Source organism: Marinibaculum pumilum (assembly GCF_042646425.1).
Lineage (GTDB): Bacteria > Pseudomonadota > Alphaproteobacteria > Ferrovibrionales > Ferrovibrionaceae > Marinibaculum > Marinibaculum pumilum.
Window position 1 is genome coordinate 160,258 of record NZ_JBHRTR010000031.1, and the last position, 24,226, is coordinate 184,483.

Consider the following 24,226-nt stretch of genomic DNA (forward strand, 5'->3'; position numbering starts at 1 on the left):
GGAGGAGGCCAGGCCATGGGGCACGACCTGCTGCACGGACTGATCGACGAGGACCGCGCGCGGAGCCGCTTCCGGGTGCATCGCCGGTCGCTGACCGACCCGGACATCCTGGCGTTGGAGCAGACGAGGATCTTCGACCGCTGCTGGCTCTATCTGGGACATGAGAGCGAGCTGGCGGAGCCCGGCAGCTTCGTGGCGCGCACCATCAACCACCGGCCGCTGATCTTCCTGCGCGACGCCGAGGGGCGGATCCGCGCCTTCTTCAACGTCTGTCCGCATCGCGGCGCCCTGGTCTGCCGGGAGCGGGCGGGAAAGTCGAAGAGCTTCCAGTGCGCCTATCACGGCTGGACCTTCTCCAATGCCGGCAAGCTGATCGGCCAGCCGGGGAAGGAGGCCTATCCGGAAGGCTTCAACGCCGACGGCGCCTACGACCTGCCGGAAGTGCCGCGGCTGGAAAGCTGCCACGGCTTCGTCTTCGTCTGCTTCGACCCGGCCGCCGAAAGCCTGGACGACTATCTGGGCGGGGCGAAGTTCTACCTGGAGCTGATCGCCCTGCAGGGCGCGCTGGGCATGGAGGTGGTCGGCGGCACGCAGGAATATTCGGCCCGGGCGAACTGGAAGCTGCTGCTGGAGAACAGCGCCGACGGCTATCACGCGGCGACCGCCCATGCCTCCTATTTCGACTATCTGAAGGAACGCGACGGCGGCCATCAGGCGGCGAAGGGCAATCCCTTCAACAAGTCCTTCGGCCAGGTGCTGCGGCTGGGCAACGGCCATACGGTCGCCGAAAGCCAGGGCGCGATCCCCTGGGGCCGGCCGGTGGCGCGCTGGGTGCCCGGCTGGGGCGAGGAGGCACAGGCGGAAATCGCCGCGATCCGGCGCGAGCTGGAGGAGCGGCTGGGTCCGGAGAAGGCGGAGATGGTCGCCGAGCGCGACTACAACATGCTGATCTTCCCCAACCTCGCCGTGCTGAACATCATGGCGGTGACGGTGCGCACCTTCTATCCGGTGACCCCGGACTATTTCGAGGTGCGCGCCTGGACCCTGGCGCCACGGGAGGAGGCGGAGGCCCTGAAGGACCGCCGCCTGCGCAACTTCCTGGAATTCCTCGGCCCCGGCGGCTTCGCCACCCCGGACGATGTGGAGATGCTGGAACTCTGCCAGCAGGGCTATCGCTGCCAGATCGGCGCGCCCTGGAACGACCTGTCGCGCGGCATGTCCCACGAGGACGAACATGCCGCCAAGCAGGACGAGCTGCAGATGCGCACCTTCTGGCGGCAATGGTACGACATGCTCGCCGCCGAGCGCCGGGTGTCGTTCAAGCTCGCCGGGTAGCCGGTCCGGCTTCCCCCCGCGACCGATCAGCCATTCCTGTCGAGGCGGTCGCCGCTCGGACCCGGCATTGCCGGCACCGCTGCCGGCACGGATACTGGTGCAAAAGCCGGCGGCAGGGAGGGAGCACTGGCCATGACCCCGGAGGAGATTCTATCCCAGCCGGCGCGCGTCCTGACACAGGCGCAGCGGGAGCAATATTTCGACCGCGGCTATGTCGGGGTCGAGGACCTGGTGCCGCAGGACATCCTGTCCGGGCTGATCGCCGTGACCGAACGGTTCGTCGAGGCGAGCCGCGGCGAGACGCGCTCCGGCAGGGTATTCGATATCGGGCCCGGCCATAGCGCCGCGCGACCGGTGCTGCGGCGGCTGAAGCGCCCGGACGAGCAGGATGAGGTCTACTGGCGTTTCGCTTGCGGCCTGATGGCGGACGTCGCCGCCGACCTGGTCGGTCCGAACGTCGTCTTCCATCATTCGAAACTCAACTTCAAATGGTTTGACGAGAGCGACAGGGTGCGGTGGCATCAGGACATCCAGTTCTTCCCGCACACCAACTACAACGTGCTGACGATCGGCTGCTATCTCGCCGATACCGACATGGAGAACGGCCCCCTGGCGGTCAAACCCGGGTCCCACGACCGGCCCCTGTTCGACCAGTACGACAGGGACGGCAACTGGACCGGCATGCTGAGCGACGAGGATGCGGCGTCCATCGACATGAGCGATGTGGCCTATCTGACCGGTCGGGCCGGGTCGATCACGATCCACAATGCCCGCACCCTGCACTATTCGCCGTCGAGCAGGTCGCATCTGCCGCGGCCACTGCTTCTGAACTGCTTCACCTCGGCCGACGCCAAGCCCTACACGCCGCACCCCGATCCATCCTCCCACGCCTATCGCCTTGTGCGTGGCGCGCCGGTGAAGTGGGCGGCTCATGATCCGCGGCCATGCCAGATCCCGCCGGACTGGTCCGGCGGCTATACCTCGATCTATGCCGCCCAGTCGGGCGAGGACGAACCGGTGCAAGCAGCGGAAACCTGATCCGGCCGCTGCGGATCGTGGGCGCATTCGAGAAGGGCAGCCCCGGCTTGACAGGGTTCCGGCAACCGCCGAATATTGGTCAGACCAATTTCCGGGCCGACCTGCGGCACCGGACCGAGCGAAGGACGAACCTTGGCCATGGAAACGCATCCTGGGGGCGCGCACCGGTTCAGCAGCGCCGACCTGCGCGGCCTTGTCGACGAGGACCACGCGCGCAACCGCTTCCGCGTCCATCGCAGCGCCCTGACCGACCCGGCGGTCCTGGAGATCGAGCGGCAGCGGATCTTCGACCGCTGCTGGCTCTATCTCGGCCATGAGAGCGAGCTGGCGGGGCCGGGCAGCTTCGTCGCGCGGACCATCAACCACCGGCCGCTGATCTTCGTGCGCGACGGCGAGGGGCGGATCCGCGCCTTCTTTAACGTCTGCCCGCATCGCGGCGCCCTGGTCTGCCGGGAGCGGGCGGGGAAGGCGAAGAGCTTCCAGTGCGCCTATCACGGCTGGACCTTCTCCAACGCGGGCCGGCTGATCGGCCAGCCGGGCAAGGAGGCCTACCCCGACGGCTTCAACGCCGACGGCGCCTACGACCTGCCGGAAGTGCCGCGGCTGGAGGTCTGCCACGGCTTCGTCTTCATCAACTACGATGCGGCGGCGGAGCCGCTGGACGTCTATCTGGGCGGGGCGAAGTTCTACCTGGAGCTGATCGCCCTGCAGGGCGCGGCCGGGATGGAGATCGTCGGCGGCACGCAGGAATATTCCGCGCGGGCGAACTGGAAGCTCTTGCTGGAGAACAGTGCCGACGGCTATCACGCGCCGACCGCCCATGCCTCCTATTTCGACTATCTGTCGGACCGCGACGGCGACGCCTACAAGAACCGGAAGTTCTCCTATAACAAGGCGTTCGGCCAGGTGCTGGACCTGGGCAACGGCCATGCGGTTTCGGAGAGCCAGGGCGCGATCCCCTGGGGCCGGCCGGTGGCGCGCTGGGTGCCCGGCTGGGGCGAAGAGGCGCAGGCCGATATCGATCGCATCCGCGTCGAGCTGGTCGAGCGGCTGGGGCCGGAAAAGGCGGAGATGGTCGCCGAGCGCGACTACAACCTGCTGATCTTCCCCAACCTCGCCGTGCTGAACATCATGGCGGTGACCGTGCGCACCTTCTATCCGGTGGCACCCGACTATTTCGAGGTGCGCGCCTGGGCGATGGCGCCGAAGGGCGAGCCGGAGGCGGTGAAGGACCGCCGCCTGCGCAACTTCCTCGAATTCCTGGGCCCCGGCGGCTTTGCCACGCCGGACGATGTGGAGATGCTGGAGCTCTGCCAGCAGGGCTACCAGGCCAGCATCGGTGCCCCTTGGAACGACCTGTCGAAGGGCATGTTCCGGGAGGCCGAATATGCCGCCAAGCAGGACGAGTTGCAGATGCGCACCTTCTGGCGGCAATGGCGCGACATGATGGCGGCGGAAGAGCGCATCGCCTTCCGGGAAGCGGGTTAGGGGAAGGTCCGATGGCAGAAGCCGTAGCAGTCAGCCGTGCGGCCGTCCGCGCGGAGGTGGAGGATTTCCTCTATCACGAGGCGCAGCTGCTGGATTCCTGGCAGCTGATGGAGTGGGCGGCGCTGTTCACCGAGGATGCCGAGTACGAGGTGCCCTCCACCGACCTGCCGGAGGATGCGGACCCGCGCACCAACCTGTTCCTGGTGCATGACGACCGCTTCCGGATCGAGCAGCGCGCGAAACGCCTGCTAAAGAAGACCGCGCATGCGGAATTCCCGCCCTCGCGCACCCGCCACCTGGTCAGCAATGTCCGGATCGAGGGCGACGACGGCCATGTCCTGAAGATCGCCTGCGCCTATGTCGTCTATCGCGCCAAGCGCGGCATCGTCGACGTCTATCCGGGCCACGCGGTCTACGAACTGGTGCGGCATGCGGGCGAGGGCGCGGCGCCGGGCGACACCTACCGCATCCGGCGCAAGCGCGCCGTCCTGGATATCGATGCCCTGCGTCCGCAGGGCAAGCTGTCGATCATCCTCTAGCCCGGAGCCGCTGGCCATGTCCCCGCGCGGCGAGTCCCGTGCCCATGACGTCATCGCCCGCATCTTCGGCCTGATCGAGCGGGAGAAGCTGCCGGCCGGCGCGCGCCTGCCGGCGGAGCGCAAGCTGGCGGAGCAGCTGGAGGTCAGCCGGCCCGCCCTGCGCGAGGCAATGGCGATCCTGGAGGCCCTGCGGATCGTCGAGTGCCGCTCCAATTCCGGCAACTATCTCCGCCACCGCGACCAGGATGCCAGCATTGAGGCGCTGTCCCTGCTGTCGGAACTCAGCCTGCCGCTCAGCGAGGCGGAGGTCGCCCAGTCGGTGGAGCTGCGCATGCTGCTGGAGCAGCAGGCGGTGGTGCTGGCCTGCCGCCGGCGGACGGAGGCCGACCTGGCCGTGCTGCGCGGCCTGGTGGGGGAGAGCGCGGCCCGGCTGGCCCGTGGCGAGACGATCCTCGACCAGGACCAGCGCTTCCACCTGGCGATCGCCGCGGCGACCGGCAACCGGGTGCTGCTGCGCCTGATGAACGGCTTCCTGCCGGCGCTGCACGGCCGCCGGGCGCTGTACTTCCGCGACCTTGAGCGCTGCCGCGCCAGCCATGCCATGCATGAGCGCCTGGTCGCGGCGATCGCCGCGCAGGACGATGCGGGGGCGGCCGCGCTGATGGCGCAGCATATGAACGCCGCAACCTTTTACTACCGCGAAGCCTATGCCCGCATCGGCCAGGGCGCGGACCAGGAACCCGAAGCCCAGAACGACCGGGAGGAGATCGCATGAGCGAGGACAATGCGGACCTGACGAAGAGCCGCCAGGGCCTCTACGCTCCGGTGCCGCCGGAGGAGACCGCCTTCCACCTGTGGAAGCAGTTCGACGGCGACCTGGCGCTGACCTTCTCGAAGTTCTTCGTCGGCGGGCTCTACCAGCGCGAGGTGCTGACCCAGCGCGAGCGCCAGCTCTGCACCGTCGCCGCGCTGACCGTGATGCGCGCCCGCGACGAGCTGCGGCTGCATGTCCACGGCGCCCGCAACCGCGGCGCATCCGTGCGCGAGATCGCCGAGGTGATGTTTCAGATGGTCACCTATGGCGGCGCGCCGTCCTGCGTACAGGCGTTGCAGGTGCTGCGCGAATGCCTGAAGGAGCGCGGCGAGTGGGACGAGGAGAGCGACCAGCCGAAGGACATGGAGGCGCGGTAGGTCCGCCGCAAGTCGAGTATTGCGTCCCCGGAATTCCCGGTCCTGACCTTTCGCCGTCGTCCTCGGGCCCAGAGTTCCGCGCCATTGGCCGAGGATCGTGGCAGGACGGCGAAGCTGCGCGGCGTCTCTGTTCCGTCGCGGCCCTCGGGTCGAGCCCTACGGCATTCACACATCTCGTCAGGGAGCCAAATCAGCCCTGCGGTCCTCCCTTTTTGCCGTCATCCTCGGCCCCCGAGCCGAGGATCGTGGCAAGGCGGCGAAGCTGCGCGGCCTCCCTGTCCCGTCAGGCCCCTCGGGTCAAGCCCGAGGGCGACGGCAGCAGGGAGGCGTGTCGAAGAGAAGAGATATGTGAATCCCGTAGGGTCGAGCCCGAGGGAGACGGTAACAGGGAGGGCGCGTCGAGAAGATGGGTGAATGACGTAGGGTCGGGCCCGGGAACGACGCATGCCCTCTCGGCCGGCAGGGAGCAGGCTATCCCCGTCGCGCGCGCTCGATGGCGGCGACGTCGATTTTTCCCATCTCCATCATCGCCGCGAACGCCCGGCTTGCCTCGCCGCCGCCGGCGGCGAGGGCTTCCATCAGCACCCGCGGGGTGATCTGCCAGGAGATCCCCCAGCGGTCCCGGCACCAGCCGCAGGCGCTTTCCTGGCCGCCATTGCCGACGATCGCGTTCCAGTAGCGGTCGGTCTCCGCCTGGTCCTCGGTCGATACCTGGAAGGAAAACGCCTCGCTGTGGGTGAAGGCCTTGCCGCCGTTCAGGCCGAGGCAGGGGATGCCCAGCACGGTGAACGCGACCGTCAATACGTCGCCGGCCTTCCCGGCGGGATAGTCGCCGGGCGCGAGGTGAACGCCCGTCACCGCGCTGTCGGGAAAGGTCGCGGCATAGAAGCGCGCCGCGGCCTCCGCCTCGCTGTCGTACCAGAGGCAGATCGTGTTCTTCGCAACGGCCATTGCACCTTCTTCCATCAGCCTGCGGTCGCGGAATCGAACAGCGGCTCGAAGCCCGCCCACATCATCCGCATCCCGTCGAAGGGCATTTCGGGCATCTCCATCCCGCCCATTTCCGCCTCCATCGCCTTGGCGGCGGCATCGCAGGTGGTCCGGTCGGGCCAGGCCACCCAGCTGAACATCGGCACCTCGCCCGCTTCCGCCTTGGTGGCGCGGTAGAAGTCCGTGACCTTGCCGCGGGGCACATCCTCGCCCCAGCCCTCGACCATGCCGATGGCGCCGTTCTTGTCGAAGATCTGCCAGGCCTCGGCGGCCATCCTGGCGTAGGACGCCCGGTTCGCCTCGGGCACGGCCAGCAGGAAGCCCTGGTAGTAGCCCGCCGGATCGCGTGTCCCGGCCTCGCAGACCGGGGCGAAGCCGCCGAAGATCATGCGGCTGCCGTCGAACGGCATCTCCGGCAGATCCTTCGCCGCGGGATCCTGCCGCATCTTCTGCCAGGCGGCATCCGCCGTGGCCCTGTCGGGCCATTCGATCCAGGAGAACGCGACCGTCTCGTCCGGCCCGGCATTCACCGCGCCATGGAAGTCGGTGACCTTGCCCCTGGGCAGATCCACCCCCCAGGTCTCGACCATGCGTACCGCGCCGTAGCCCCTGAACAGCCGCCAGGCCGCCGCGACATGGTCGGCATAGGCGTCTTTCCTCGCTGTCGGCACGGGCGCCACCGCACCTGAGAAATATGTCACGTCGCTGTTTCCCTGCTGGTTTGCCATGCGGCGACTTTCCGCTTTCGGAGGGAGGCTGTCAGAGTTAGTATAAAAAAACAACTGATAGAATGAAAATATGACTGAACAGGCGAAGGAACCGCGCATCCGCTACGATGAGGGCTGCCTGGCCGCCCATGCGCTGAACCTGGTCGGGGACCGCTGGGCGCTGCTCGTCGTGCGCGAACTGATGTTCGCGCCCAAGCGCTTCCAGATGATCCGGGCCGGCCTGCCGGGCATCACGGCGAGCGTGCTGACCGGTCGTCTGGCGCAGCTCGCGCAGGCAGGCGTGATCGCGCATGACGAACGGCTCGGCATCTACACGCTGACAGAGAGCGGGCGCGGCCTGCTTCCGGTGCTCGAGGCGCTCTGCCGCTGGGCGCTGACCGTGCCGGGTCATGATCCGCAACGTTTCATCAGCCCGTCCGCGCTGATGATCTCCATGGGTGTCTGCCTGGATCGCCGCCTGGCAGGACGGCGGCATGCACTGGCCGGCTTCGACTTCGGCGGCGAGGCATTCGAAATGCGCCTGGCGGGGGGGAAGTTGCGCACCCGTCCGGTCGACAGGCCCGACAGCCCTTTCATCGTTCGGGGTCGGGCGAATGCCGTCGCCGCGGCGGTCTATGGCGCTACGCCCCTGCCGGTGCTGGTCACCGCCGGAAAGGTCGATGCCGAAGGCGATATCCCTGCTGCCGAGGCCTTCCTGTCGCTGTTCAGCCTCGCACTGCAGCGGTGATCCCGGCCGGGCCGCGCGCATGCCCGAAGGCGGTCGGCAACCGGCCGAAGCCGCGTCAGGGCAGGTCCTTCACGCAGCGGAAGCCGATATAGACCACCGCCATGTCGCGCGGCTTCGTCGCCTCGTGACCGGCGTGCATCTGGGCAGCACCGTACCACCAGGAACCGCCGAGGGTGCCCTTGGGGTCCTCGCCGTCGATATCGACCCATTCCCAGGCATTGGCGCCCATGTCGTACAGGCCGTTGACCCCGGCGCGGGTCGTGCCCGCCGTCGCGTGGCCGCGTCCCCGCTTCAGGACCGCGGAACGGTCGGTCACCGGCACCCTCCCGCACCCGTCGAGGCAGTTGGCGCCCTCGGGGCTGTCGCCGGTGGGGTAGGGGTAGCTTCGGCCTGTGGCGAAAGGCGGCGGCGGTGCGGCACGGAACTCGGTATAGGCGGCCAGGCGCCATTCCGCCTCGGTCGGCAGGCGCTTGCCGGCCCAGCCGCAATAGGCCTGGGCCTCGTCGAAGGTGACATGGACGGCCGGTTCGCCGTCCGTCGCGGCTGTGCCGTAGGGCGCCTGCCAGGTCCAGCCATCCCGCTGCTGCCAGCCTGCGGCGAAGACCAGGCCGCCGCCTTCGCGCTCGGCCTTCGTGACAATGCCGGCCGCGCGGGCGAACTGGCGGAACTGACCGACGGTGACTTCGGTGCGGTCGATCGCGAAGCCGTCGACGACTTGCATCTGGCCTTGCGTCTCCGCTGGCGCGAGCGCCGGCGCGGCCGTCGACAGAAGGGCGGACAGCACGACGAGCGAGGCGACGATCTTCGGTTTCATTCCCGGAAGCCCTGTGTCCGTGGCGTGCGGAACGCCGGCCGGGACCTGTCGTCCCCCCGATCCGGCATGGATCAAGGTGCGGCCGCAGCATCCGAGGTCAAGTCGCGGCGGTGGCGCTCGTCCTCATCCCCGCCGCTGCAGGAAGGCCACCAGCTCCGTTGCGCCGATCTCCGCCCCAGTGAGGACCAGTCCGTGACGGTGGCCCGGATAGCGGTGCAGCTCGGCATCCGCCAGCCGGCTGGCGAGGGAAGCCGCCGTATCGGCCTGCACGAAGGGGCTGCCCTGCGGCGCCAGGATCAGGACCGGCGCCCGCACGGCCGCCAGCACGGGCTCGATGCTCTCCGCCGCCACATAGTCGGACATGTCGGCGATCACATGCGGGGTGCAGGCGCCCTGCACCCGGTCCACCCAGTCCAGTACCGCCGGGTCGATTTCGGCAGTGAAGCGGGCCTCCAGCATCATCCGCGACCAGGCTTCAATTCCCCGGTCGCGGACCAGGGGCGCGAAGCCGCGGATCGTCGGGATCGCGGTACCGTCATAGGTGGTGGACATCACCGCCAGGCAGGCGGTCCGGGCCGGCCGGGCCGCGGCGAAGGCGAGTGCGGCGGTCCCGCCCCAGGATTCCCCGACGATGTGGCAGCGCCCGACCCCGGCATCGTCCAGCACCGTGTCCAGGTCGTCGCAAAGCTGCCGGGTCGACCATAGGCTGCCCTCCGCCGGCCGGTCGGAGTGGCCATGGCCGCGCAGGTCGGCACGCAGCACGCGGAAGCCGGCGGCCAGCAGCGGCGCCATCCAGCCGTCCCAGGCATGCATCTCCAGGCCCAGGCCGTGCTGCAGAAGGATCGTCGCCGCCGGCGCCCGTCCGGGGGGCACGGCGCTGTCGCTGCGCCAGGCGATGCGGATGCCGTCGGAGGAAGTGGCGAAGGGCATGGGCATGGCTTTCGATTGAGGTGGTGCGGCCGGCACCCCGGTGCCGTCATCCTCGGGCTCGACCCTACGGCATTCACACATCTCGTCAGCGGAGCCAGAGCAGCCCTGCGGTTCTACCCTTTTGCCGTCATCCTCGGGCCTGACCCGAGGAACGTGGCAAGGCGGTGAAGCTGCGCGGCGTCCCTGTCCCGTCATGCCCCTCGGTCAAGCCCGAGGGCGACGGCAACAGGGAGGCACGTCGAAGAGAAAAGATATGTGAATCCCGTAGGCTCGAGACCGAGGAGGACGGAGAGGGTGGAGATGCGGCGGGGATCCGAAGAAAAAGGGCGCGCCCGGTCCTCCGGGCGCGCCCCTGCCTTGCCGGCCGCGCGGCCTGCTCAGAACTGCATCTTGTCGTAGATCTCCGCCTTCAGCGCGGCCTCGAACTTGTCGATGTCGTGGCCGTTCTGTTCGGCGATCTTCTGCCACTTGGCGAGGTTCTCGCGGAACGAGGCGGCGATCTCCTGGGCGTCATCGACGCCGAGCGACTTCGCCGTCGCGATGTTCTCCTTCGTCAGCGGGTCGGTGTCGGCCAGCTTCGCCAGGAAGGCGTCATCGGGCTTCGCGAAGGTGATGCCCTTCTTCTCACCGTTGGCGCGGGCGCGCTCGTCTTCGGAGATGTAGCCGCCGATGGCACGGGCGACCATGCCGGGCATGCCCTCGATCATCAGGGCCTTATGTTCCGGCGACATGTCGTTCCAGCTGTCCAGGTTCATGGTGAACAGGCCCAGCGCCCGGGTGGTGCCGAACGGCACGTCCAGGACATACTTGATCTGGTCCATCACGCTGTACTGCTCCAGCCAGGCGATCGGGCCCAGTACGCAGTCGATCTGGCCGCGCTCCAGCCCCTCGGCCATCTCGCTGGGCGGGATGTTCACCGGCACCGCCTCCATGTTGGTGAGGATGCCGCTGAAGGCGCCGGTGGCGCGGACCTTCTTGCCCTTGATGCCTTCCAGGCCGTCGAACGGCTCGGCGCACATCAGCACATAGCCGGTGGTGGTATGGCCGCCCAGATAGATCAGGTTGTTGGCCACCCAGTCCTTATCGCAGCTGGGGCAGTCCAGCATGATCGTCTCGTTGATCGCGCCACCGACCGCGACCGGGTCGCTGCCGTCGAAGACCATGTTGGCCAGCACGTTGTTGTGCTTCAGCTCCGAGGGGTGGAAGTTCACCGCGATGAAGCCGGCATCGGCCACCCCGTCGCGCACGCCGCCCAGGGTCTCGCGCGCCCCCATCAGCTGACCGCCCGGATAGAGGATCCAGTTGATCTCGCCGTTCGACTTCTCCTTCAACTCGTCGAAGAAGGGCTGCAGGGCGAGGGTGTGGTTGGTCGAGCGCAGGCCGGACCAGGACGAGAAGTCGTAATCCTCGGCCTGGACGGCGGCGGGGGCGGTGGCAGCGAGGACAAGCCCCGCAGCCAGCCCGGTCGCGAACAGTCGCATGCAGGTCATCGGCGTACCTCCGGTTTATGATTATCGGCTTGTACTTATCGTCGTGGGCCGGTCGCCCGGGCGGTGCCGTTGCCGCCCAGGCGCCGGTTCAGCTGTGGCGGATCAGTAGTCCACCTTGTCGTAGATTTCCCGCTGCAGCGCCTTGGCATAGGCGTCCTTGTCCATGCCCACCTCCTCGGCGATCTTCTGCCACTTCGGCAGGATCGCGTTGAAGCTGTCGGCGATCTTCTGCGGGTCCTTCACGCCAAGGCTGGCGGCCTTGTCCAGGTTTTCCTGCTTGAACTTCGGGCTCGGCTCCAGGGCCGCGGAGAAGGCCGCGCTGGGCTGCTCGAAGACCACGCCCTTCGCCAGGGCGTTCTTCTTCGCCTCGGCATCCTGCTCCAGATAGCCGTGCACGGCGCCAGAGATCATGCCGCCCATATTGTCCAGCAGTGCCTTGCGCTGGTCGGCGGGCAGGCCCTCCCAGACATCCTTGTTGACGGTCATCAGGCCCAGGCCGCGGGTGGAGCCGAACGGCGCCTCCAGCACGTAGTTGGTGACGTCCTTCAGGCTGTAGTTCTCCATCCAGGCGAGCGAGCCGAGCACGCAGTCGATCTGGCCGCGCTCCATCGCCTCCGCCATCTCGTCGGTGGGGATGTTCACCGGCACCGCGCCCAGCTCCTGCAGGATGCCGCTGAACGCGCCGGTGGCCTTGATCTTCAGGCCCTTGAAGCCTTCCAGCCCGTCGAACTTCTTGGCACACATCGGGTAATAGGACGTGGTGACATGGCCGCCCAGGTACAGGCTGTTCTGCGCCCGGAAATCGTCCTGGCATTCCTTGCAGCCCAGCATGATCGCCTCGTTCACGGCGCCGGCGACCGCGATCGCGTTGGAGCCGGAGTTGATCATGTTGGCCAGCACCAGCGTGTTCTTCAGTTCCGACGGATGGTAGGCCGCGACCACGAAGCCGGCATCGGCCACGCCGTCGCGCACGCCCGGCAGGGTGGAGCGGGCGGCGAGGATCTGGCCGGCCGGATAGAGCTTCCAGTCCATCTCGCCGTTGGTGGCCGCCTTCACCCGCTCGAACATCGGCTCGACGCCTTCGGTGTTGTTCGTCGATTTCGGGCTGATGAAGGTGGAGTAGGTGAACTCCTTCGCCAGGGCCGGCGTCAGGCCGGCCGCCGCGACCAGGCCGGCGGCCATGCCCGCGGCCAGGCCCAGTTGGGTCATTCGCTTCAGCTGCATCCCAAATCCTCTCCCTGCTGCCATGGTTACGCCCCGGGTACGGACCGAACGGGCCGCCCTCACTGCATCAAGCTCGGCAGATAAAGCACGATGTCGGGGAACAGAACGAGCAGCGCCACCACGATCAGTTCGCAGACGATGAACCAGCCCACCCCCTTGAAGATCGTCTCCAGGGGTATCTGATCGCCCACGACGGATTTGATGACATAGACGTTGAAGCCGACCGGTGGGGTCACCAGGCCGATCTCCAGGAACTTGATCACGATGATGCCGAACCAGATCATGTCGGCGCCGACGCCTTCGAACAGCGGCAGCATGATCGGCAGGCTGAGCAGCAGCACGCCCAGCGGGTCCAGAAACATGCCCAGGATGATGAAGACGATGGACGCGCCGATGATCAGGACGATGAACTGGTCGGAGAAGGGCTCCGCCAGGTCCGCCATGTAGAAGGGCACGCCGGCGAAGGCCATGAAGCGGGTCAGCAGGATCGCGCCGATCGCGGTGAAGAACACCAGGCCGGTGGAGACGCAGGCCTCCACCACCGAATCCCGCGCCACCTGCCAGTTCATGCGGCGCTGGAAGATGGCGATCAGGAAGGCTGCCGCCGCGCCGAACGCGCCGGCCTCGGTCGCGGTGGCGATGCCGGAATAGATGCCGCCGATCACGATCAGGATCAGCACCGGCAGCGGCCAGACCTCGCCCAGCGCCCGCCACTTCTCGCCCGGGTCGTGATGCTCCTCGATCTTCGGCGCCAGGCTGGGCGTGATCGAGCAGCGCATGATGATCATGATCACGTAGACTGCCGCCGTCAGGATGCCCGGCAGCACGCCGGCGATCAGCATCTGGCTGATCGAGACCTCGGCGAAAATCGCGTAGAGGACGATCAGGATCGACGGCGGGATCAGGGAGCCCAGGGTGCCGGCGCTGGCCACGACGCCGGCCGCCAGGCCCTTGTCGTACTTGAAGCGCAGCATTTCCGGGATCGCCAGCTTGCCCATCGCCGCCGCGGTCGCCATCGACGAGCCGGAGGCCGCCGCCATGCCGGCACTGGCGAAGGTGGTGGACACCGCCAGGCTGCCCGGCATGAAGTTCAGCCACAGCCGCGCCGCCCGGTACAGCGACTTGGCGATGCCGGACTGGCTTGCCACTGCGCTCATCAGCAGGAACATCGGGATCGCGGACAGCGACCAGTGGGCCACGAACTCGAACGGCAGGCTGCGCAGGGTGCCCAGCGCCGGATCAAAGCCCCGGATCGCCCAGATGCCGGCGAAGGAGCCGACGCCGAGGGCGACGCCGATCGGCACACGCATGCCGATCAGGATGAGGATCGCGACGACGCCAAGAAGGCCGATCTGAAGGGAACTCAATGTGCGTCCTCCGGGCCGACGAAGGCGACCCGTTCCGGGTCGCGGGCGGCACGCAGCGCCTGGACGCTGCGGACCGCGAACAGGCAGAGCAGGACCGCGAAGCCGGCCACCACCAGCCAGCGCGACGGCCAGATCGACAGATAGCCGTTGACCGTCTCCCAGACCTCGTTCTGCGCGGTGCGGCGCAGCGCTTCTTCGAGGGCGAGCCAGGCCAGCACCGCGACATAGACCGCGGAGAGCGCGTAGTTGAAGGTCCGCAGGGCGTTCAGCCGGCCGGGCCGCAGGCCGCGGGTGAACAGGTCGACGACGATATGGCCCTGCTTCACCTCGACATAGGCGATGGAACAGAACACCACCGCGACCATGTACCAGCCGGCGACGATCTCCAGGGTGCCGCGGATCGGCGCGATGAAAAGGTACTTCCAGATGATGTCGGCCGTGACGTGGAACATCATGGCCATCGTCGCCAGGGCGGCGACGACCATCAGCGCCCGCGCGGCGATGACGAACAGCTTGCCCGGAGAGAATCGTCCTGGGGTCATCGTCTTGGCTGCCTCCTCCCCGCGCGGCACCGCCTGCGCGATCCGTTCAACCGGCCTTTGTCGGCCTTGTCTCATTGCCCCGCCGCTTCGGCGCCGCTGCCGGATTCCCCGGTATGCAATCCGGAAGCGGTCCGGAAAACTGGCATGACCAATTTCTCATTGTAGGGCGGGGGGCCGCAACTGTCGCCGCGGTTGCCGGGCGGAAAAAGCGTGGCCCGTGCCCACGGGTCAGGCCGCCGCCACCTCCAGTTCCGCCCCGTGCGTGGCGACCAGGGTATCGAGGTCGGGGATCGCCGTGGTCACATCCAGCGAGCGCACCCGGTAGATGCTGCCGTCGGTCGGCAGCGGTTCCTCGCCCGCGGCCAGCGCCTTGGCATGTTCCAGCATGATCCGCCGCGCCAGGATGACCGCGGCGTCAGAGGTGCCCAGATGCTCCTTCGACCGGTCGACGATCGGGCCCATGGTCTCCACCAGCGCGCGGTCCTGGTTGTTCACACCGGGGATCCCCGTGGAACTGACCGTGCGCTGCACCTCCCGGTCGATCATGTAGTCGTTCGCCATGTTGGTCACCGGCAGGAAGGTGCCGGGGATCAGTTCCGGCGCCGCCGTCATGCCGGTCTCCAGCTTCTCGATATCCTCCGCCGGCATCGGTGCCTCGCGGTTGTAGCTGGTGTTGAAGACCATGGTGCGGTGGTCGTCGATCGGCACATAGCCGCGGCATGACACTGGATAGCCGGGCTGCGGGATCAGGCTGAAGGTCGGCAGCAGCCACTGGGTGATGCGCCAGTTGTACTGGCCGTCGCCCAGGTTCCGGCGGGAGCCGTAGTAGAGCCCGTAGGGGGCGCGGCGAACGGTGAGCTGCGGCGCCTTGTCGGCCTGCCAGGCGTCATGCGCCTTGGCCAGGTTGGCGACCAGGGAGGACTTGTCCTTGTAGGCATGCAGGAAGGAGGTGTGGCAGGTGTCGATCTCCCCCTCCATGCCCTGGAAATAGTTCGCCTCGTAGATCCACTTGCGCTGCCAGCGCTGCGCTGCGGGCAGCAGCGCCCATTCGTATTCCGGCGGCGACGGCTTGCGCTCCGGCGGGCCCATGTAGATCCAGATCAGGCCGCCCCATTCCAGAGACGGATAGGCGGTCATCCGCACCTTGTGCTTGAAGTCGGTCTCCGGCGGCTCCGACGGCATGTCGGTGCAGCGGCCCTCCACGTCGAACTTCCAGCCGTGATAGACGCAGCGCAGGCCGCATTCCTCGTTGCGGCCGAAGAACAGGCTGGCGCGGCGATGCGGGCAGAACTCCTGCAGGATGCCGATACGGCCCTCGGTGTCGCGGAACGCCACCAGATCCTCGCCCAGGATCCGCAGCCGCACCGGCGCGCAATCGGGTTCCGGCAGTTCCGAGGGCATCAGCGCCGGCAGCCAGAGCCGGCGGAACAGCTCGCCCATCGGCGTTCCCGGCCCGACGCGGGCCAGCAGTTCGTTGTCGTCGTGCTTGAGCATGCGACGTCTCCTCCAGCTCCGGCCTGCGGTCCGTGCCGCGGCCTTTCTCTTTGATAACAGGATAGGTTGGCAGCCACAGGCCGGCAAGGAAATTGAAATTCAGTTTCTTTTTTGGAATTAACCCGACTGGCCTGCCGCATGCCGGTCTCAGCGGCGCAACAGGCCCGGATTCATCAAGGTGGTGTCCTGGCCGCGGACCGGGTCGTCGACCGCCTCTTCCAGGCTGTGCGCCCATTTCCATTCCGCGGCGGGGCGCACCGTGCCGTCATTGCCGACCGTGTCCAGGCCCCAGTAGATCTCCAGCCGGTGGCCGTCGGGGTCGCGGAACTCGACCGCGATCTGGCAACCCGCCCGGCGGCGGCCATGGAAGTCGATGGTGATGCCGCTGGCCTCCAGGTGGGCACGCGCCTGCAGCACCTCGTCCAGGGTGCCGACCTCGAATGCCATGTGGTGCAGTTCGCGCGCATCCGCGGGGCCGTCCAGGCCGCCGACCAGCGCGACACCGTGATGGTCGGTGTTGCAGCGCATGAACACCATACCGCCCGGCACCATGTCTGTCGGATAGATGTCGGAGACCTGGAAGCCCAGGGTCTCGGTATAGAACCGCACCGACCGCTCCAGGTCGCTGACGTTCAGCACCACATGGCCGATCTTGGTGATGCGATAGGGCAGGCCGTGCGGCCGGGTCATCTTGCGCAGGCGCTGTTCATCGAAGGCCATGTCTCTCTCCTGTTGCAGGCAATCTGAAAAATGAAATTCTGTCCCATTATTGACTATGCAGGGCCTCGCCGCATAGCTTCACCGGTAACGGCCGGCACGCCGCAAAGGCACGGCCCAACGGATCCCGGGAGGAACGGCAATGCTGAAGGCGGAACAGAACGAGCGCCTGACACGGGTCGGACCCGGAACGGCGATGGGCGATTTCATGCGCCGCTTCTGGGTGCCGTTCCTGGCGGGCACGGAGCTGGAGCCCGACGGCGCGCCGCAGCGGGTCAGCCTGCTGGGCGAACGGCTGCTGGCGTTCCGCGACACCGACGGCCGGGTCGGCCTGATCGACGAATTCTGCCCGCACCGCCGTGCCAGCCTGTTCTTCGGCCGCAACGAGGAATGCGGTATCCGCTGCGTCTATCACGGCTGGAAGTTCGACGTGGAGGGCAGGTGTCTGGAGGTGCCGTCGGAACCCGCCGACAGCAATCTGGCGCGCAAGGTGCGGCTGACCGCCTATCCGGTGCATGAGGCCGGCGGCCTGCTCTGGGCCTGGATGGGGCCGGCGGCCGAGCGGCCGGCGCCGCCCGCCTTCGACTGGCTCGGCCTGCCGCCGGAGCAATGCTACTTCTCGCAGTTCGTGCTGAACGCGAACTGGCTGCAGGGCATGGAGGGCGAATTCGATTCCGCCCATGTCAGCTTCCTGCACCGCCGCCTCGACATGGAGGTCGCGAAGACCTCCATCGTCGGCGAATATTTCCGCAACGACACCGCACCGACCTGGAAGATCGACCCGGCGCCGCATGGCCTGGTCTGCGCCGCCAGCCGCCGCACTGCGGAAAACGAGCTGTACTGGCGGGTGACGCATTTCGCATTGCCGTTCTACAGCATGGTCGCGCCCGAAATCGGCGGCTGCAATTCCTGGCGCTGCTGGGTGCCGCTGGATGACGAGAACAGCTGGGTCGTCACCGTTACCTACGCGCCGCACCGCGACATCACGCAGGCGGAGCGCGACGCCTGGGCCGCCGGGCATTTCGCCCATCCGATCGTGGAACCGGGGTCCAAGCGGCTGGCAGCGCGGGCGGAGAACGACTACCTGATCGACCGCGCGGTGCAGAAGACGCATTCCTTCACCGGCATCCAGGGCACTCGTGCCCAGGATGCGGCGATGACGGAGAGCATGGGCCCGATCACCGACCGCAGCCGCGAGCATCTGGCGACCAGCGACCAGGCGATCATCGCGATCCGGCGCCTGCTGCTGGACAGCCTCGCCTGCCATGGGGCGGGGGAGGCGGTGCCGGCGATGCGCAGCGGCGATGTCTATGCCGTGCGCTCCGGTTCGGCGCTGCTGCCCGACGGGGTCGCCTACGACCAGGACAAGACGCTGATGCGGGAGATGGGCCTGGCCGGCGCGGCAGAGGCGGCGGAATAGGGACGGCGGTCGCGTACTCGACGCCCCCCATCTCGTCACCGCCGCACGTGTTGCGGCGGTCCATGGTGCGGCCAGGCTCAATGAAGGGCCGGGTCCCATCGAGGCACGGCACGATGGGTGCGCGCAACAACTGCGCGCATGACGCATGAGGTGAGGGTCGGCGGTTGGCCTTCGACGACCGGAGAACCGGATCGTACCGCAGCGCGCCCTCAGCCGCCGCGCAGGGACTGCGCCAGCGCCAGCAGGCGCGGGCCCCAGACCTCCTCCAGGTCCTGCTGCGACAGGGCGGAGGCGAGGCCGGAGCAGTAGAACGCCATCACCTTGCCGGTCGCCGGCTCCCGGTAGGGCACGCCGGTGGAGTTCGCCAGTGCGTGATACGCGCCGATGCCGATGCAGAAGCCCCTGCGGTCCAGTTCGCCGAATGCCTTCTGGATCCGCTTGCGGGTCTGCGGCCAGGCCGCCGGATCGGCTGCCTCCAGTTCGGCGAACACCTGCCGGCGCTCCGCCGGGTCGGCGGCATGCAGCAGCGACCAGCCGACGCAGGTGGAGACCAGCGGGATCCGGGAGCCGACGGAGGTGTTGCGGGTCCAGGTCGCCTGGCCGCGGGCGATGTCCAGGATCACAACCTCCGTCCCGTCGCGCATCGCCAGGCCGACGGTGCCGCCGAAATCCTGTGCCAGGGCCTCCATCGCCGGATGGGCGCGGACATTCGCCTCCGTCTGCGCCAGCACCGAGAAGCCGAGGTTCAGGACGCCGGCCGCCAGCGCATACTTCCCGTAGGCCGGCAGGTAGGTGAGGTAGCCCAGTTCCCCGAGGGTGAAGGTCAGGCGGGTGATCGTCGCCTTGGGAATCCCGGTCCGGTCCGCCAGGTCGGCATTGCCGAGGCAGGCATCTTCCGGACGGAAGGCGCGTAGGATTTCCAGCCCGCGGGCCAGTGCCATGTTGAAGCGTGGGTCTGCCTCCGCAGTCTTCCTGCCGCGCCTGTAGTGGCGGCTCGGTTCCCGCACCGCCGCTGCCGTGACGCCGTCGCCGCCGCGTTCCAGCCGCCGCCTAGCCATTCGTCATTCGCATCGAGTCCCTGCCTGCCGGCCCGGGCCGCCGGGGAACTGTCCACGGGGTGCCGGGTCACGGCCGCAGATCCTTCCCTCTGCGCAGCCCTCCGTCAAAGGGACTTGGTGCCGCTGTCGCCGCACATCCTGCGTCAGGCGGGACCGGGCCGAATCGACCGGGGCGGCGGCGGCGGCCTATTCCGCGGCGGCGGACAGGTCGTCGCCGTCGCTCCGCGGCCGGCTGATCAGTTCCCAGATCTCGTCGACATAGGCGTTGAATTCCGGCCGTCGTTTCACCCGCAGGTCGCGCGGGCGCTCGATGTCGATGTCGATGATCCGCGCCAGCCGGCCGGGATGCGGGCTCATCACCACCACCCGGTCCGACAGGAACACCGCCTCGTCGATCTGGTGGGTGATGAAGACCACGGTCTTGTGCTCGCGCTCCCAGATCCGCAGCAGTTCCGCCTGCATCAGCTCGCGGGTCTGCGCGTCCAGCGCGGCGAAGGGCTCGTCCATCAGCAGCACCTCGGGCGAGACCGCCAGCGCCCGCGCCAGGTTGACCCGCTGCTGCATGCCGCCGGACAGTTCGTGCGGGTACTGCCGGTCGAAGCCCTCCAGTCCGACAAGGCGCACCAGGGCATCGATCCGCTCCGGCGTGCCGGCATCCACCCGTCCCTGCAGCTTCAGGCCATAGGCGATGTTGTCGCGCACGCTGCGCCAGGGCAGCAGGGTGGGGCTCTGGAACACCAGGGCGCGGTCGCGCCCGGGTCCTGTCACCGTACCGGTCGGGGTCTGCACACTGCCGCCGGTCGGTTGCTGCAGTCCTGCGATCACATGCAGCAGGGTGGTCTTGCCGCAGCCGCTGGGGCCGACGATCGAGATGAACTCCTGCGGCCGGATGTCGAAGGAGACATCCTGCAGGGCCGGCACCTCGCGCTGCGTGCGCTTGTTGACGTAGGTGACCGAGAGGTTCTGAAGGCCGAGCTGTGCGGCCTGTGCGGTCGTCGGCGCCATCAGGGCCTCCATTTCTGCGTCCACCGCTCGAAGGCGCCGACGGAGAGGCTGAGCAGCAGGCTCAGTCCGACGATGCTGAAGGCGGCCATGTAGACGGTCTTGGTTTCGAAGATCGCGGCGGAGGTGAAGATCAGCGAGCCCAGCCCGGTGGAGGAAGCCAGCCATTCGCCGACCACTGCCCCGGCCATGGCGCGGCCGATGCTGACCATCAGCCCGCCGGCCAGGTAGGGCACCGCGGCCGGCAGCAGCACGGTGCGGATGATCTGGCCGTCGCTGGCGCCGAAATGGCGGGCCATGCGGATCAGGTCGTGCGGCGCAGTGCGCACGCCGGCCTCCACCGCGAACAGGATCGGGAACACCGCCAGCAGCAGGATCAGCGCTACCGGCATGATCATGCCGATGCCCAGGACCAGGGCGAGCACCGGTCCGACCGCGATCACCGGCACGGAATAGAGGAAGACCAGGACCGGCGAGGCCATGTCATTCGCCGTCCGGCTCCAGCCCACCCAGATGCCGAGGACCAGGCCGATCACCGTTGCCAGGGTCAGGCCGATCGCCAACTCCAGCACCGTTGCCAGCAGGTGCGGCAGGATGCGGCCGCTGGAATACCACTGCCAGAGCGATTCCAGGATCGCCAGCGGCGAGGAATAGAAGACCGGGCTGATCGCGCCGCTGTCCGACGCCCATTGCCAGGCGACGAAGATCACCAGGAAGGGCAGCAGCTTGGCCAGGCGGAGCAGCCAGTCGCGCCGCTCGCCGAACAGCGGGCGCGACCTCGTCTGCGCTGCGCCCCGCCCCGCGAGCCGCGGCGGCGCCTCTGCAGCCGCGTTCACCTCGGACGCCATATCTCGACCCTCTTTTCCAGGTGGCGCAGCAGGCCGGTCAGCGCCAGGTTGGCGATGCCGAACACCAGGATCGCGACAAAGGCCTGATCGACCGCGCCGGTCCCCAGCGCGTCCAGCATGAAGCCGCCGACTCCGCCGGAACCCAGGTAGAGTTCCGTCACCACCAGGCCCGCCAGGCCGCGGCCGACGCCGAGGCGGATGCCGCTGATCACGGCGGGCACGAGGGACGGCAGCACGATGTCGACGATCAGCTGCCGGTCGCCGCCGCCGAAGCTGCGGCACATCCGGATCAGCGCCGGGTCGACGGCGACCATGGCGCTGTAGATCACGAAGAAGACCGGGAAGAAGGTGAACAGGGCCACGACGGTGATCGCCGTCGCGCTGCCGATGCCCAGGATCAGCACCAGCACCGGGATCAGCGCGATCAGCGGCAGTGTGTAGCCAGCCACCATCAGGGGCCGGAAGATCTGCCCGACCGGCCGGTAGAAGCCCAGCAGCAGGGCCAGCAGGATGCCCGCGCCGGAGCCGATCAGGATGCCGGCGACGAACTGGTAGCTGCTCTTCCACACCGCGGCGCCGAACGCCTGCAGGTGTACCACCTCGTCGACGGCGCCGACGATCCGCAGCGGAAAGCTGAAATGCTTTGCGGTGTCGGGGCCCGCGAACTGCAGGAGCTCCCAGACCACCAGGAAGAGGAGGAAGCCGGCCACCCCCAGAAGGGGTGACCGGTAATCCTCCAGCAGCGACCGGTTGCTCACTGGGTCTTGTTCCGCCCGGTCTCTGCGTGCACCTCGTCGACCAGCGAGTAGTCGACCATGCCGGCCTCGATCGCGCCGGTCTTCTCCAGGTCGACGACGAACTCCGACGGGTCGTAGTAGCCGAAGGAGATGCCCGCCCGCATGAGGTTCAGCAGATCGTCGGGATCGGCGACCTTGCCGCCCTCGGTATAGAGGGTCACCTCGTCCCGCAGCGCGCGCAGGTAATCCTCGTCGGTCAGTTCCTCGGGATTGTTCATGGAGGTCTTCAGGATCTCCGCGATCTCGGCATGGTTCGCCGGGTCGCGGATATAGTCCTGAGCCCGCAGCATCTGCTGGATCACGTCCTTGACCAGTTCGCGATGCTCGTCATCGTCGGCGATCCGGTTGCGGTTGACCGTCAGGCCCATCCCCTGGATCGGCATCACGTCGCGCATGCCGGCGACGAAGGTCCAGCCCTCGCGCTCCAGGATGTAGCGCATCGGCGGGGTATAGGACGGGTGGCAGTCGATCACCCCGTTGCGCATCGCCGTCAGGTATTCCGTCGAACTGCCCGGTACCACGACATAGATCATCGAGGTCGGGTCGGCGCCCATATGCTTGATCACCGTGCGGGCGGTGATGTCGGGCGCCGTCTTCGGGCCGGCCGCGGAACCGCAGCGGGCGCCGTTCAGCCCCTCGGGCACGTCGATCTTGTTGGTGTTGACCAAGAGGCCCCAGGGCGCGCTCTCCTCCGGGTGGTAGACCGCCACCATCGGTGCGCCGCGGGCGCCGGCGAGCGGCGCGCTGCCGGCATAGATGCCGCCTTCGATCTGCCCGGCCGACAGCGCCGGGTAGGCGGTCGATGGCGGCATGCGGACCGGCTCGAAGTCGATGCCGGCTTCCTCGTACCAGCCCTTTGCCAGCGGCAGGTACCAGTACAGCTGCTGCGGGTCGCCGCCCTTGGGATCGGTGCTGGCGAAGCGGAAGGTGCGCAGCTCCTCGGCCTGGACCGTCGCGGCCTGTCCTGCGACCAGCGCGCCGGCGGCAAGGCAGGCGGTCAGTGCGGCGCCGGCGAGCCGCTTCAGTGCGAATCTTCTCATTGTCGTTTCCTCCCGTTTCGGTATGGCCGCAGCGGCGGCCGTGCCGCTGCGGATCGGATGAAGGGGGCGCTACTCGGCCGCCTTCATGTCGGAGGCCGGGCGCTCGGCCTTCTCGACCTGCTCGGCATAGGCCTCTTCCCAGTCGGTCGCGGGATCGGCGACGAAGAAGCCGGCGCGCGCCTGCAGCAGGATCTCCGGATCGTCGACGCCGGGCGGCGTCTGGCCGGTGTCGCGGAAGGCCCGCGCCTGGCGCAGCAGGTGGCGGCGGGTGCGGGTGATCATCTGGTCGCTGGGGGCGAGATGCTCGAAGGTATGGTCGACGATATCGCCCATGCTCTCGGTCACCGCCTGGTCCTGCAGGTGGATGTCGGTGATGCCGGAGAAGATTTCGTTCCGGGCCTGCGCGTCGCGGTCGATCTGGTAGTCGTTGTCCGCATTGGCGGCGAGCCGCCAGCGGTCGAACCAGCCGGTGCCGTTGGGCAGGAAGTCGTGGTCGGGGCGCGAGCCGGGCAGGGTGCCACCGTTCTTCAGCGGCGCCACCGCGGTCAGGCGCTTGCGCAGATGCTCCGGTTCCCATTGCAGATGGACGAACATCGTGTGCGTGTCGTCCATCGGCACCCAGGCGCGGGCGCCGACATGGGTCGGGAACGAACCCTGCGGCTGCTGCGTCCAGAACGGGAAGAGGAAGTTGGCGAAGCGCCAGTAGGTGCGCCCGTCATCGGCGGGGCGGAAGGCGCCGTACTGGGTGCCGAACGGCATCTCCCGGAAATTGTAGTCGGGCGACCGGTGCAGCACGGCGCCGCGTATCGGGTGGTCCAGCGGCACGTCTTCGGGATCGACGCTGCCGACATGCAGGAAGCCGAAATGGGAGGTGTCGATATCCCCTTCCAGGGACTGCAGCCAGCTGCATTCGCGCTGGATGAACTTCATCTGCACCTGGTCGCGCGGCAGCAGGTTCACCTCCAGCGGCGGCAGCGGCGGGGCCGGCCGGCGCTTGCCCATATAGACCCAGATCAGGCCGTTGCGCTCCGCCGCCGGATAGGCCTTGGCCTTCACCTTGTGCTTGAAGTCCTGGTCGCCGCGCAGGTTCGGCATGTCGACGCAGTTGCCCTCGGTGTCGAACTTCCAGCCGTGATAGATGCAGCGCAGGCCGCTCTCCTCGTTGCGGCCGAAGAACAGGGAGGCGCAGCGATGCGGGCAGCGATGGTCCATCACGCCCACCCGGCCGTCGCTGTCGCGGAAGGCGACCAGCTTCTCGCCCAGCAGCATCAGCCGCATAGGCACGCCGTCCGCCGCCAGTTCCTCCGACATCGCGGCGGGGATCCAGTACTGCCGCATGAACTCGCCCATCAGGGTGCCGGGGCCGACCCGGGTCAGTTCCTCGCTTTCCTGTGCCGTGGTCATCTGGCGCTCCTCCTCCTTTCCGTCCGGCATCCGCCGCGCGGAT

General features: G+C 68.0%; 24 protein-coding genes. 8 read left to right on the forward strand and 16 right to left on the reverse strand.

Features of this window, described 5'->3' with window-relative positions:
* The first annotated feature begins 15 nt into the window (after nt 1-15).
* From ACFOGJ_RS18220 to ACFOGJ_RS18245, 6 genes are all read left to right on the forward strand, one after another.
* Nucleotides 16-1,335, forward strand: a complete 1,320-nt coding sequence (locus tag ACFOGJ_RS18220; protein WP_379903156.1) for an aromatic ring-hydroxylating oxygenase subunit alpha — start codon at nt 16-18, stop codon at nt 1,333-1,335.
* Nucleotides 1,336-1,467: 132 nt separating this feature from the next.
* The gene (locus ACFOGJ_RS18225; RefSeq protein WP_379903158.1) at nt 1,468-2,373 is read left to right on the forward strand and encodes a phytanoyl-CoA dioxygenase family protein; all 906 of its coding nucleotides are present in this window, start codon (nt 1,468-1,470) and stop codon (nt 2,371-2,373) included.
* Between the two features lie 138 nt (nt 2,374-2,511).
* Nucleotides 2,512-3,861, forward strand: a complete 1,350-nt coding sequence (locus ACFOGJ_RS18230; protein WP_379903160.1) for an aromatic ring-hydroxylating oxygenase subunit alpha — start codon at nt 2,512-2,514, stop codon at nt 3,859-3,861.
* 11 nt (nt 3,862-3,872) lie between these two features.
* Nucleotides 3,873-4,400: an aromatic-ring-hydroxylating dioxygenase subunit beta gene (locus ACFOGJ_RS18235; protein WP_379903162.1), complete on the forward strand. Its 528-nt coding sequence runs from the start codon at nt 3,873-3,875 to the stop codon at nt 4,398-4,400.
* Nucleotides 4,401-4,416: 16 nt separating this feature from the next.
* On the forward strand, nt 4,417-5,175 hold the full coding sequence (locus ACFOGJ_RS18240; protein ID WP_379903164.1) for a FadR/GntR family transcriptional regulator: 759 nt from the start codon (nt 4,417-4,419) through the stop codon (nt 5,173-5,175).
* On the forward strand, nt 5,172-5,591 hold the full coding sequence (locus tag ACFOGJ_RS18245; protein WP_379903166.1) for a carboxymuconolactone decarboxylase family protein: 420 nt from the start codon (nt 5,172-5,174) through the stop codon (nt 5,589-5,591). The genes ACFOGJ_RS18240 and ACFOGJ_RS18245 overlap by 4 nt, the downstream gene beginning before the upstream one ends.
* A 471-nt stretch (nt 5,592-6,062) precedes the next feature.
* On the opposite strand, the gene ACFOGJ_RS18250 is transcribed toward ACFOGJ_RS18245, so the two are convergent.
* Entirely contained in the window at nt 6,063-6,542 is a 480-nt protein-coding gene (locus tag ACFOGJ_RS18250) for a VOC family protein (protein WP_379903168.1), read from the reverse strand.
* Between the two features lie 14 nt (nt 6,543-6,556).
* Nucleotides 6,557-7,282, reverse strand: a complete 726-nt coding sequence (locus tag ACFOGJ_RS18255; protein WP_379903170.1) for a DUF1428 domain-containing protein — start codon at nt 7,280-7,282, stop codon at nt 6,557-6,559.
* A gap of 97 nt (nt 7,283-7,379) precedes the next feature.
* Between ACFOGJ_RS18255 and ACFOGJ_RS18260 the strand changes: the two genes are divergently transcribed.
* Nucleotides 7,380-8,036, forward strand: a complete 657-nt coding sequence (locus ACFOGJ_RS18260) for a winged helix-turn-helix transcriptional regulator (protein ID WP_379903172.1) — start codon at nt 7,380-7,382, stop codon at nt 8,034-8,036.
* A 55-nt stretch (nt 8,037-8,091) separates the two neighbouring features.
* Here the strand turns inward: ACFOGJ_RS18260 and ACFOGJ_RS18265 are convergent, their stop codons facing one another.
* The 8 genes from ACFOGJ_RS18265 to ACFOGJ_RS18300 form a co-directional block, all read right to left on the reverse strand.
* Nucleotides 8,092-8,850, reverse strand: coding sequence for a formylglycine-generating enzyme family protein (locus tag ACFOGJ_RS18265; RefSeq protein WP_379903174.1), 759 nt, complete (start codon nt 8,848-8,850; stop codon nt 8,092-8,094).
* Nucleotides 8,851-8,973: 123 nt separating this feature from the next.
* Nucleotides 8,974-9,780, reverse strand: a complete 807-nt coding sequence (locus ACFOGJ_RS18270) for an alpha/beta fold hydrolase (RefSeq protein ID WP_379903176.1) — start codon at nt 9,778-9,780, stop codon at nt 8,974-8,976.
* 377 nt (nt 9,781-10,157) lie between these two features.
* Nucleotides 10,158-11,270, reverse strand: coding sequence for a C4-dicarboxylate TRAP transporter substrate-binding protein (locus tag ACFOGJ_RS18275; protein WP_379903178.1), 1,113 nt, complete (start codon nt 11,268-11,270; stop codon nt 10,158-10,160).
* 102 nt (nt 11,271-11,372) lie between these two features.
* Nucleotides 11,373-12,494 (reverse strand): C4-dicarboxylate TRAP transporter substrate-binding protein, encoded by a 1,122-nt coding sequence (locus tag ACFOGJ_RS18280; protein WP_379903180.1) that lies wholly within the window; start codon nt 12,492-12,494, stop codon nt 11,373-11,375.
* Between the two features lie 59 nt (nt 12,495-12,553).
* On the reverse strand, nt 12,554-13,861 hold the full coding sequence (locus tag ACFOGJ_RS18285; protein ID WP_379903182.1) for a TRAP transporter large permease: 1,308 nt from the start codon (nt 13,859-13,861) through the stop codon (nt 12,554-12,556).
* Entirely contained in the window at nt 13,858-14,403 is a 546-nt protein-coding gene (locus ACFOGJ_RS18290) for a TRAP transporter small permease (protein ID WP_379903184.1), read from the reverse strand. Before ACFOGJ_RS18290 ends, ACFOGJ_RS18285 begins: the two co-directional genes overlap by 4 nt.
* 228 nt (nt 14,404-14,631) lie before the next feature.
* Entirely contained in the window at nt 14,632-15,897 is a 1,266-nt protein-coding gene (locus ACFOGJ_RS18295) for a Rieske 2Fe-2S domain-containing protein (protein ID WP_379903186.1), read from the reverse strand.
* A 147-nt stretch (nt 15,898-16,044) separates the two neighbouring features.
* Entirely contained in the window at nt 16,045-16,617 is a 573-nt protein-coding gene (locus ACFOGJ_RS18300; RefSeq protein WP_379903188.1) for a VOC family protein, read from the reverse strand.
* Nucleotides 16,618-16,756: 139 nt separating this feature from the next.
* Between ACFOGJ_RS18300 and ACFOGJ_RS18305 the strand changes: the two genes are divergently transcribed.
* Nucleotides 16,757-18,034, forward strand: coding sequence for a Rieske 2Fe-2S domain-containing protein (locus ACFOGJ_RS18305; protein WP_379903190.1), 1,278 nt, complete (start codon nt 16,757-16,759; stop codon nt 18,032-18,034).
* A gap of 209 nt (nt 18,035-18,243) precedes the next feature.
* Here ACFOGJ_RS18305 and ACFOGJ_RS18310 read toward each other — a convergent pair whose 3' ends face one another.
* From ACFOGJ_RS18310 to ACFOGJ_RS18335, 6 genes are all read right to left on the reverse strand, one after another.
* The gene (locus tag ACFOGJ_RS18310) at nt 18,244-19,092 is read right to left on the reverse strand and encodes an IclR family transcriptional regulator (protein WP_379903192.1); all 849 of its coding nucleotides are present in this window, start codon (nt 19,090-19,092) and stop codon (nt 18,244-18,246) included.
* A 186-nt stretch (nt 19,093-19,278) separates the two neighbouring features.
* Nucleotides 19,279-20,097: an ABC transporter ATP-binding protein gene (locus ACFOGJ_RS18315; protein ID WP_379903194.1), complete on the reverse strand. Its 819-nt coding sequence runs from the start codon at nt 20,095-20,097 to the stop codon at nt 19,279-19,281.
* Entirely contained in the window at nt 20,097-20,942 is an 846-nt protein-coding gene (locus ACFOGJ_RS18320) for an ABC transporter permease (protein WP_379903196.1), read from the reverse strand. Before ACFOGJ_RS18320 ends, ACFOGJ_RS18315 begins: the two co-directional genes overlap by 1 nt.
* Nucleotides 20,927-21,700, reverse strand: a complete 774-nt coding sequence (locus tag ACFOGJ_RS18325) for an ABC transporter permease (protein WP_379903198.1) — start codon at nt 21,698-21,700, stop codon at nt 20,927-20,929. Before ACFOGJ_RS18325 ends, ACFOGJ_RS18320 begins: the two co-directional genes overlap by 16 nt.
* The gene (locus ACFOGJ_RS18330) at nt 21,697-22,779 is read right to left on the reverse strand and encodes an ABC transporter substrate-binding protein (RefSeq protein WP_379903200.1); all 1,083 of its coding nucleotides are present in this window, start codon (nt 22,777-22,779) and stop codon (nt 21,697-21,699) included. The genes ACFOGJ_RS18325 and ACFOGJ_RS18330 overlap by 4 nt, the downstream gene beginning before the upstream one ends.
* A gap of 69 nt (nt 22,780-22,848) precedes the next feature.
* Entirely contained in the window at nt 22,849-24,183 is a 1,335-nt protein-coding gene (locus ACFOGJ_RS18335) for a Rieske 2Fe-2S domain-containing protein (RefSeq protein WP_379903201.1), read from the reverse strand.
* Nucleotides 24,184-24,226 lie beyond the last annotated feature (43 nt).

Excerpts from the sequence above, each read along its gene's own strand:
- ACFOGJ_RS18220 (WP_379903156.1), top strand. The coding sequence starts at position 16 with ATGGGGCACGACCTGCTGCACGGACTGATCGACGAGGACCGCGCGCGG.
- ACFOGJ_RS18225 (WP_379903158.1), top strand. The coding sequence starts at position 1,468 with ATGACCCCGGAGGAGATTCTATCCCAGCCGGCGCGCGTCCTGACACAG.
- ACFOGJ_RS18230 (WP_379903160.1), top strand. The coding sequence starts at position 2,512 with ATGGAAACGCATCCTGGGGGCGCGCACCGGTTCAGCAGCGCCGACCTG.
- ACFOGJ_RS18235 (WP_379903162.1), top strand. The coding sequence starts at position 3,873 with ATGGCAGAAGCCGTAGCAGTCAGCCGTGCGGCCGTCCGCGCGGAGGTG.
- ACFOGJ_RS18240 (WP_379903164.1), top strand. The coding sequence starts at position 4,417 with ATGTCCCCGCGCGGCGAGTCCCGTGCCCATGACGTCATCGCCCGCATC.
- ACFOGJ_RS18245 (WP_379903166.1), top strand. The coding sequence starts at position 5,172 with ATGAGCGAGGACAATGCGGACCTGACGAAGAGCCGCCAGGGCCTCTAC.
- ACFOGJ_RS18250 (WP_379903168.1), bottom strand. The coding sequence starts at position 6,542 with ATGGCCGTTGCGAAGAACACGATCTGCCTCTGGTACGACAGCGAGGCG.
- ACFOGJ_RS18260 (WP_379903172.1), top strand. The coding sequence starts at position 7,380 with ATGACTGAACAGGCGAAGGAACCGCGCATCCGCTACGATGAGGGCTGC.
- ACFOGJ_RS18265 (WP_379903174.1), bottom strand. The coding sequence starts at position 8,850 with ATGAAACCGAAGATCGTCGCCTCGCTCGTCGTGCTGTCCGCCCTTCTG.
- ACFOGJ_RS18270 (WP_379903176.1), bottom strand. The coding sequence starts at position 9,780 with ATGCCCTTCGCCACTTCCTCCGACGGCATCCGCATCGCCTGGCGCAGC.
- ACFOGJ_RS18275 (WP_379903178.1), bottom strand. The coding sequence starts at position 11,270 with ATGACCTGCATGCGACTGTTCGCGACCGGGCTGGCTGCGGGGCTTGTC.
- ACFOGJ_RS18280 (WP_379903180.1), bottom strand. The coding sequence starts at position 12,494 with ATGCAGCTGAAGCGAATGACCCAACTGGGCCTGGCCGCGGGCATGGCC.
- ACFOGJ_RS18290 (WP_379903184.1), bottom strand. The coding sequence starts at position 14,403 with ATGACCCCAGGACGATTCTCTCCGGGCAAGCTGTTCGTCATCGCCGCG.
- ACFOGJ_RS18295 (WP_379903186.1), bottom strand. The coding sequence starts at position 15,897 with ATGCTCAAGCACGACGACAACGAACTGCTGGCCCGCGTCGGGCCGGGA.
- ACFOGJ_RS18300 (WP_379903188.1), bottom strand. The coding sequence starts at position 16,617 with ATGGCCTTCGATGAACAGCGCCTGCGCAAGATGACCCGGCCGCACGGC.
- ACFOGJ_RS18305 (WP_379903190.1), top strand. The coding sequence starts at position 16,757 with ATGCTGAAGGCGGAACAGAACGAGCGCCTGACACGGGTCGGACCCGGA.
- ACFOGJ_RS18310 (WP_379903192.1), bottom strand. The coding sequence starts at position 19,092 with ATGGCTAGGCGGCGGCTGGAACGCGGCGGCGACGGCGTCACGGCAGCG.
- ACFOGJ_RS18315 (WP_379903194.1), bottom strand. The coding sequence starts at position 20,097 with ATGGCGCCGACGACCGCACAGGCCGCACAGCTCGGCCTTCAGAACCTC.
- ACFOGJ_RS18320 (WP_379903196.1), bottom strand. The coding sequence starts at position 20,942 with ATGGCGTCCGAGGTGAACGCGGCTGCAGAGGCGCCGCCGCGGCTCGCG.
- ACFOGJ_RS18330 (WP_379903200.1), bottom strand. The coding sequence starts at position 22,779 with ATGAGAAGATTCGCACTGAAGCGGCTCGCCGGCGCCGCACTGACCGCC.
- ACFOGJ_RS18335 (WP_379903201.1), bottom strand. The coding sequence starts at position 24,183 with ATGACCACGGCACAGGAAAGCGAGGAACTGACCCGGGTCGGCCCCGGC.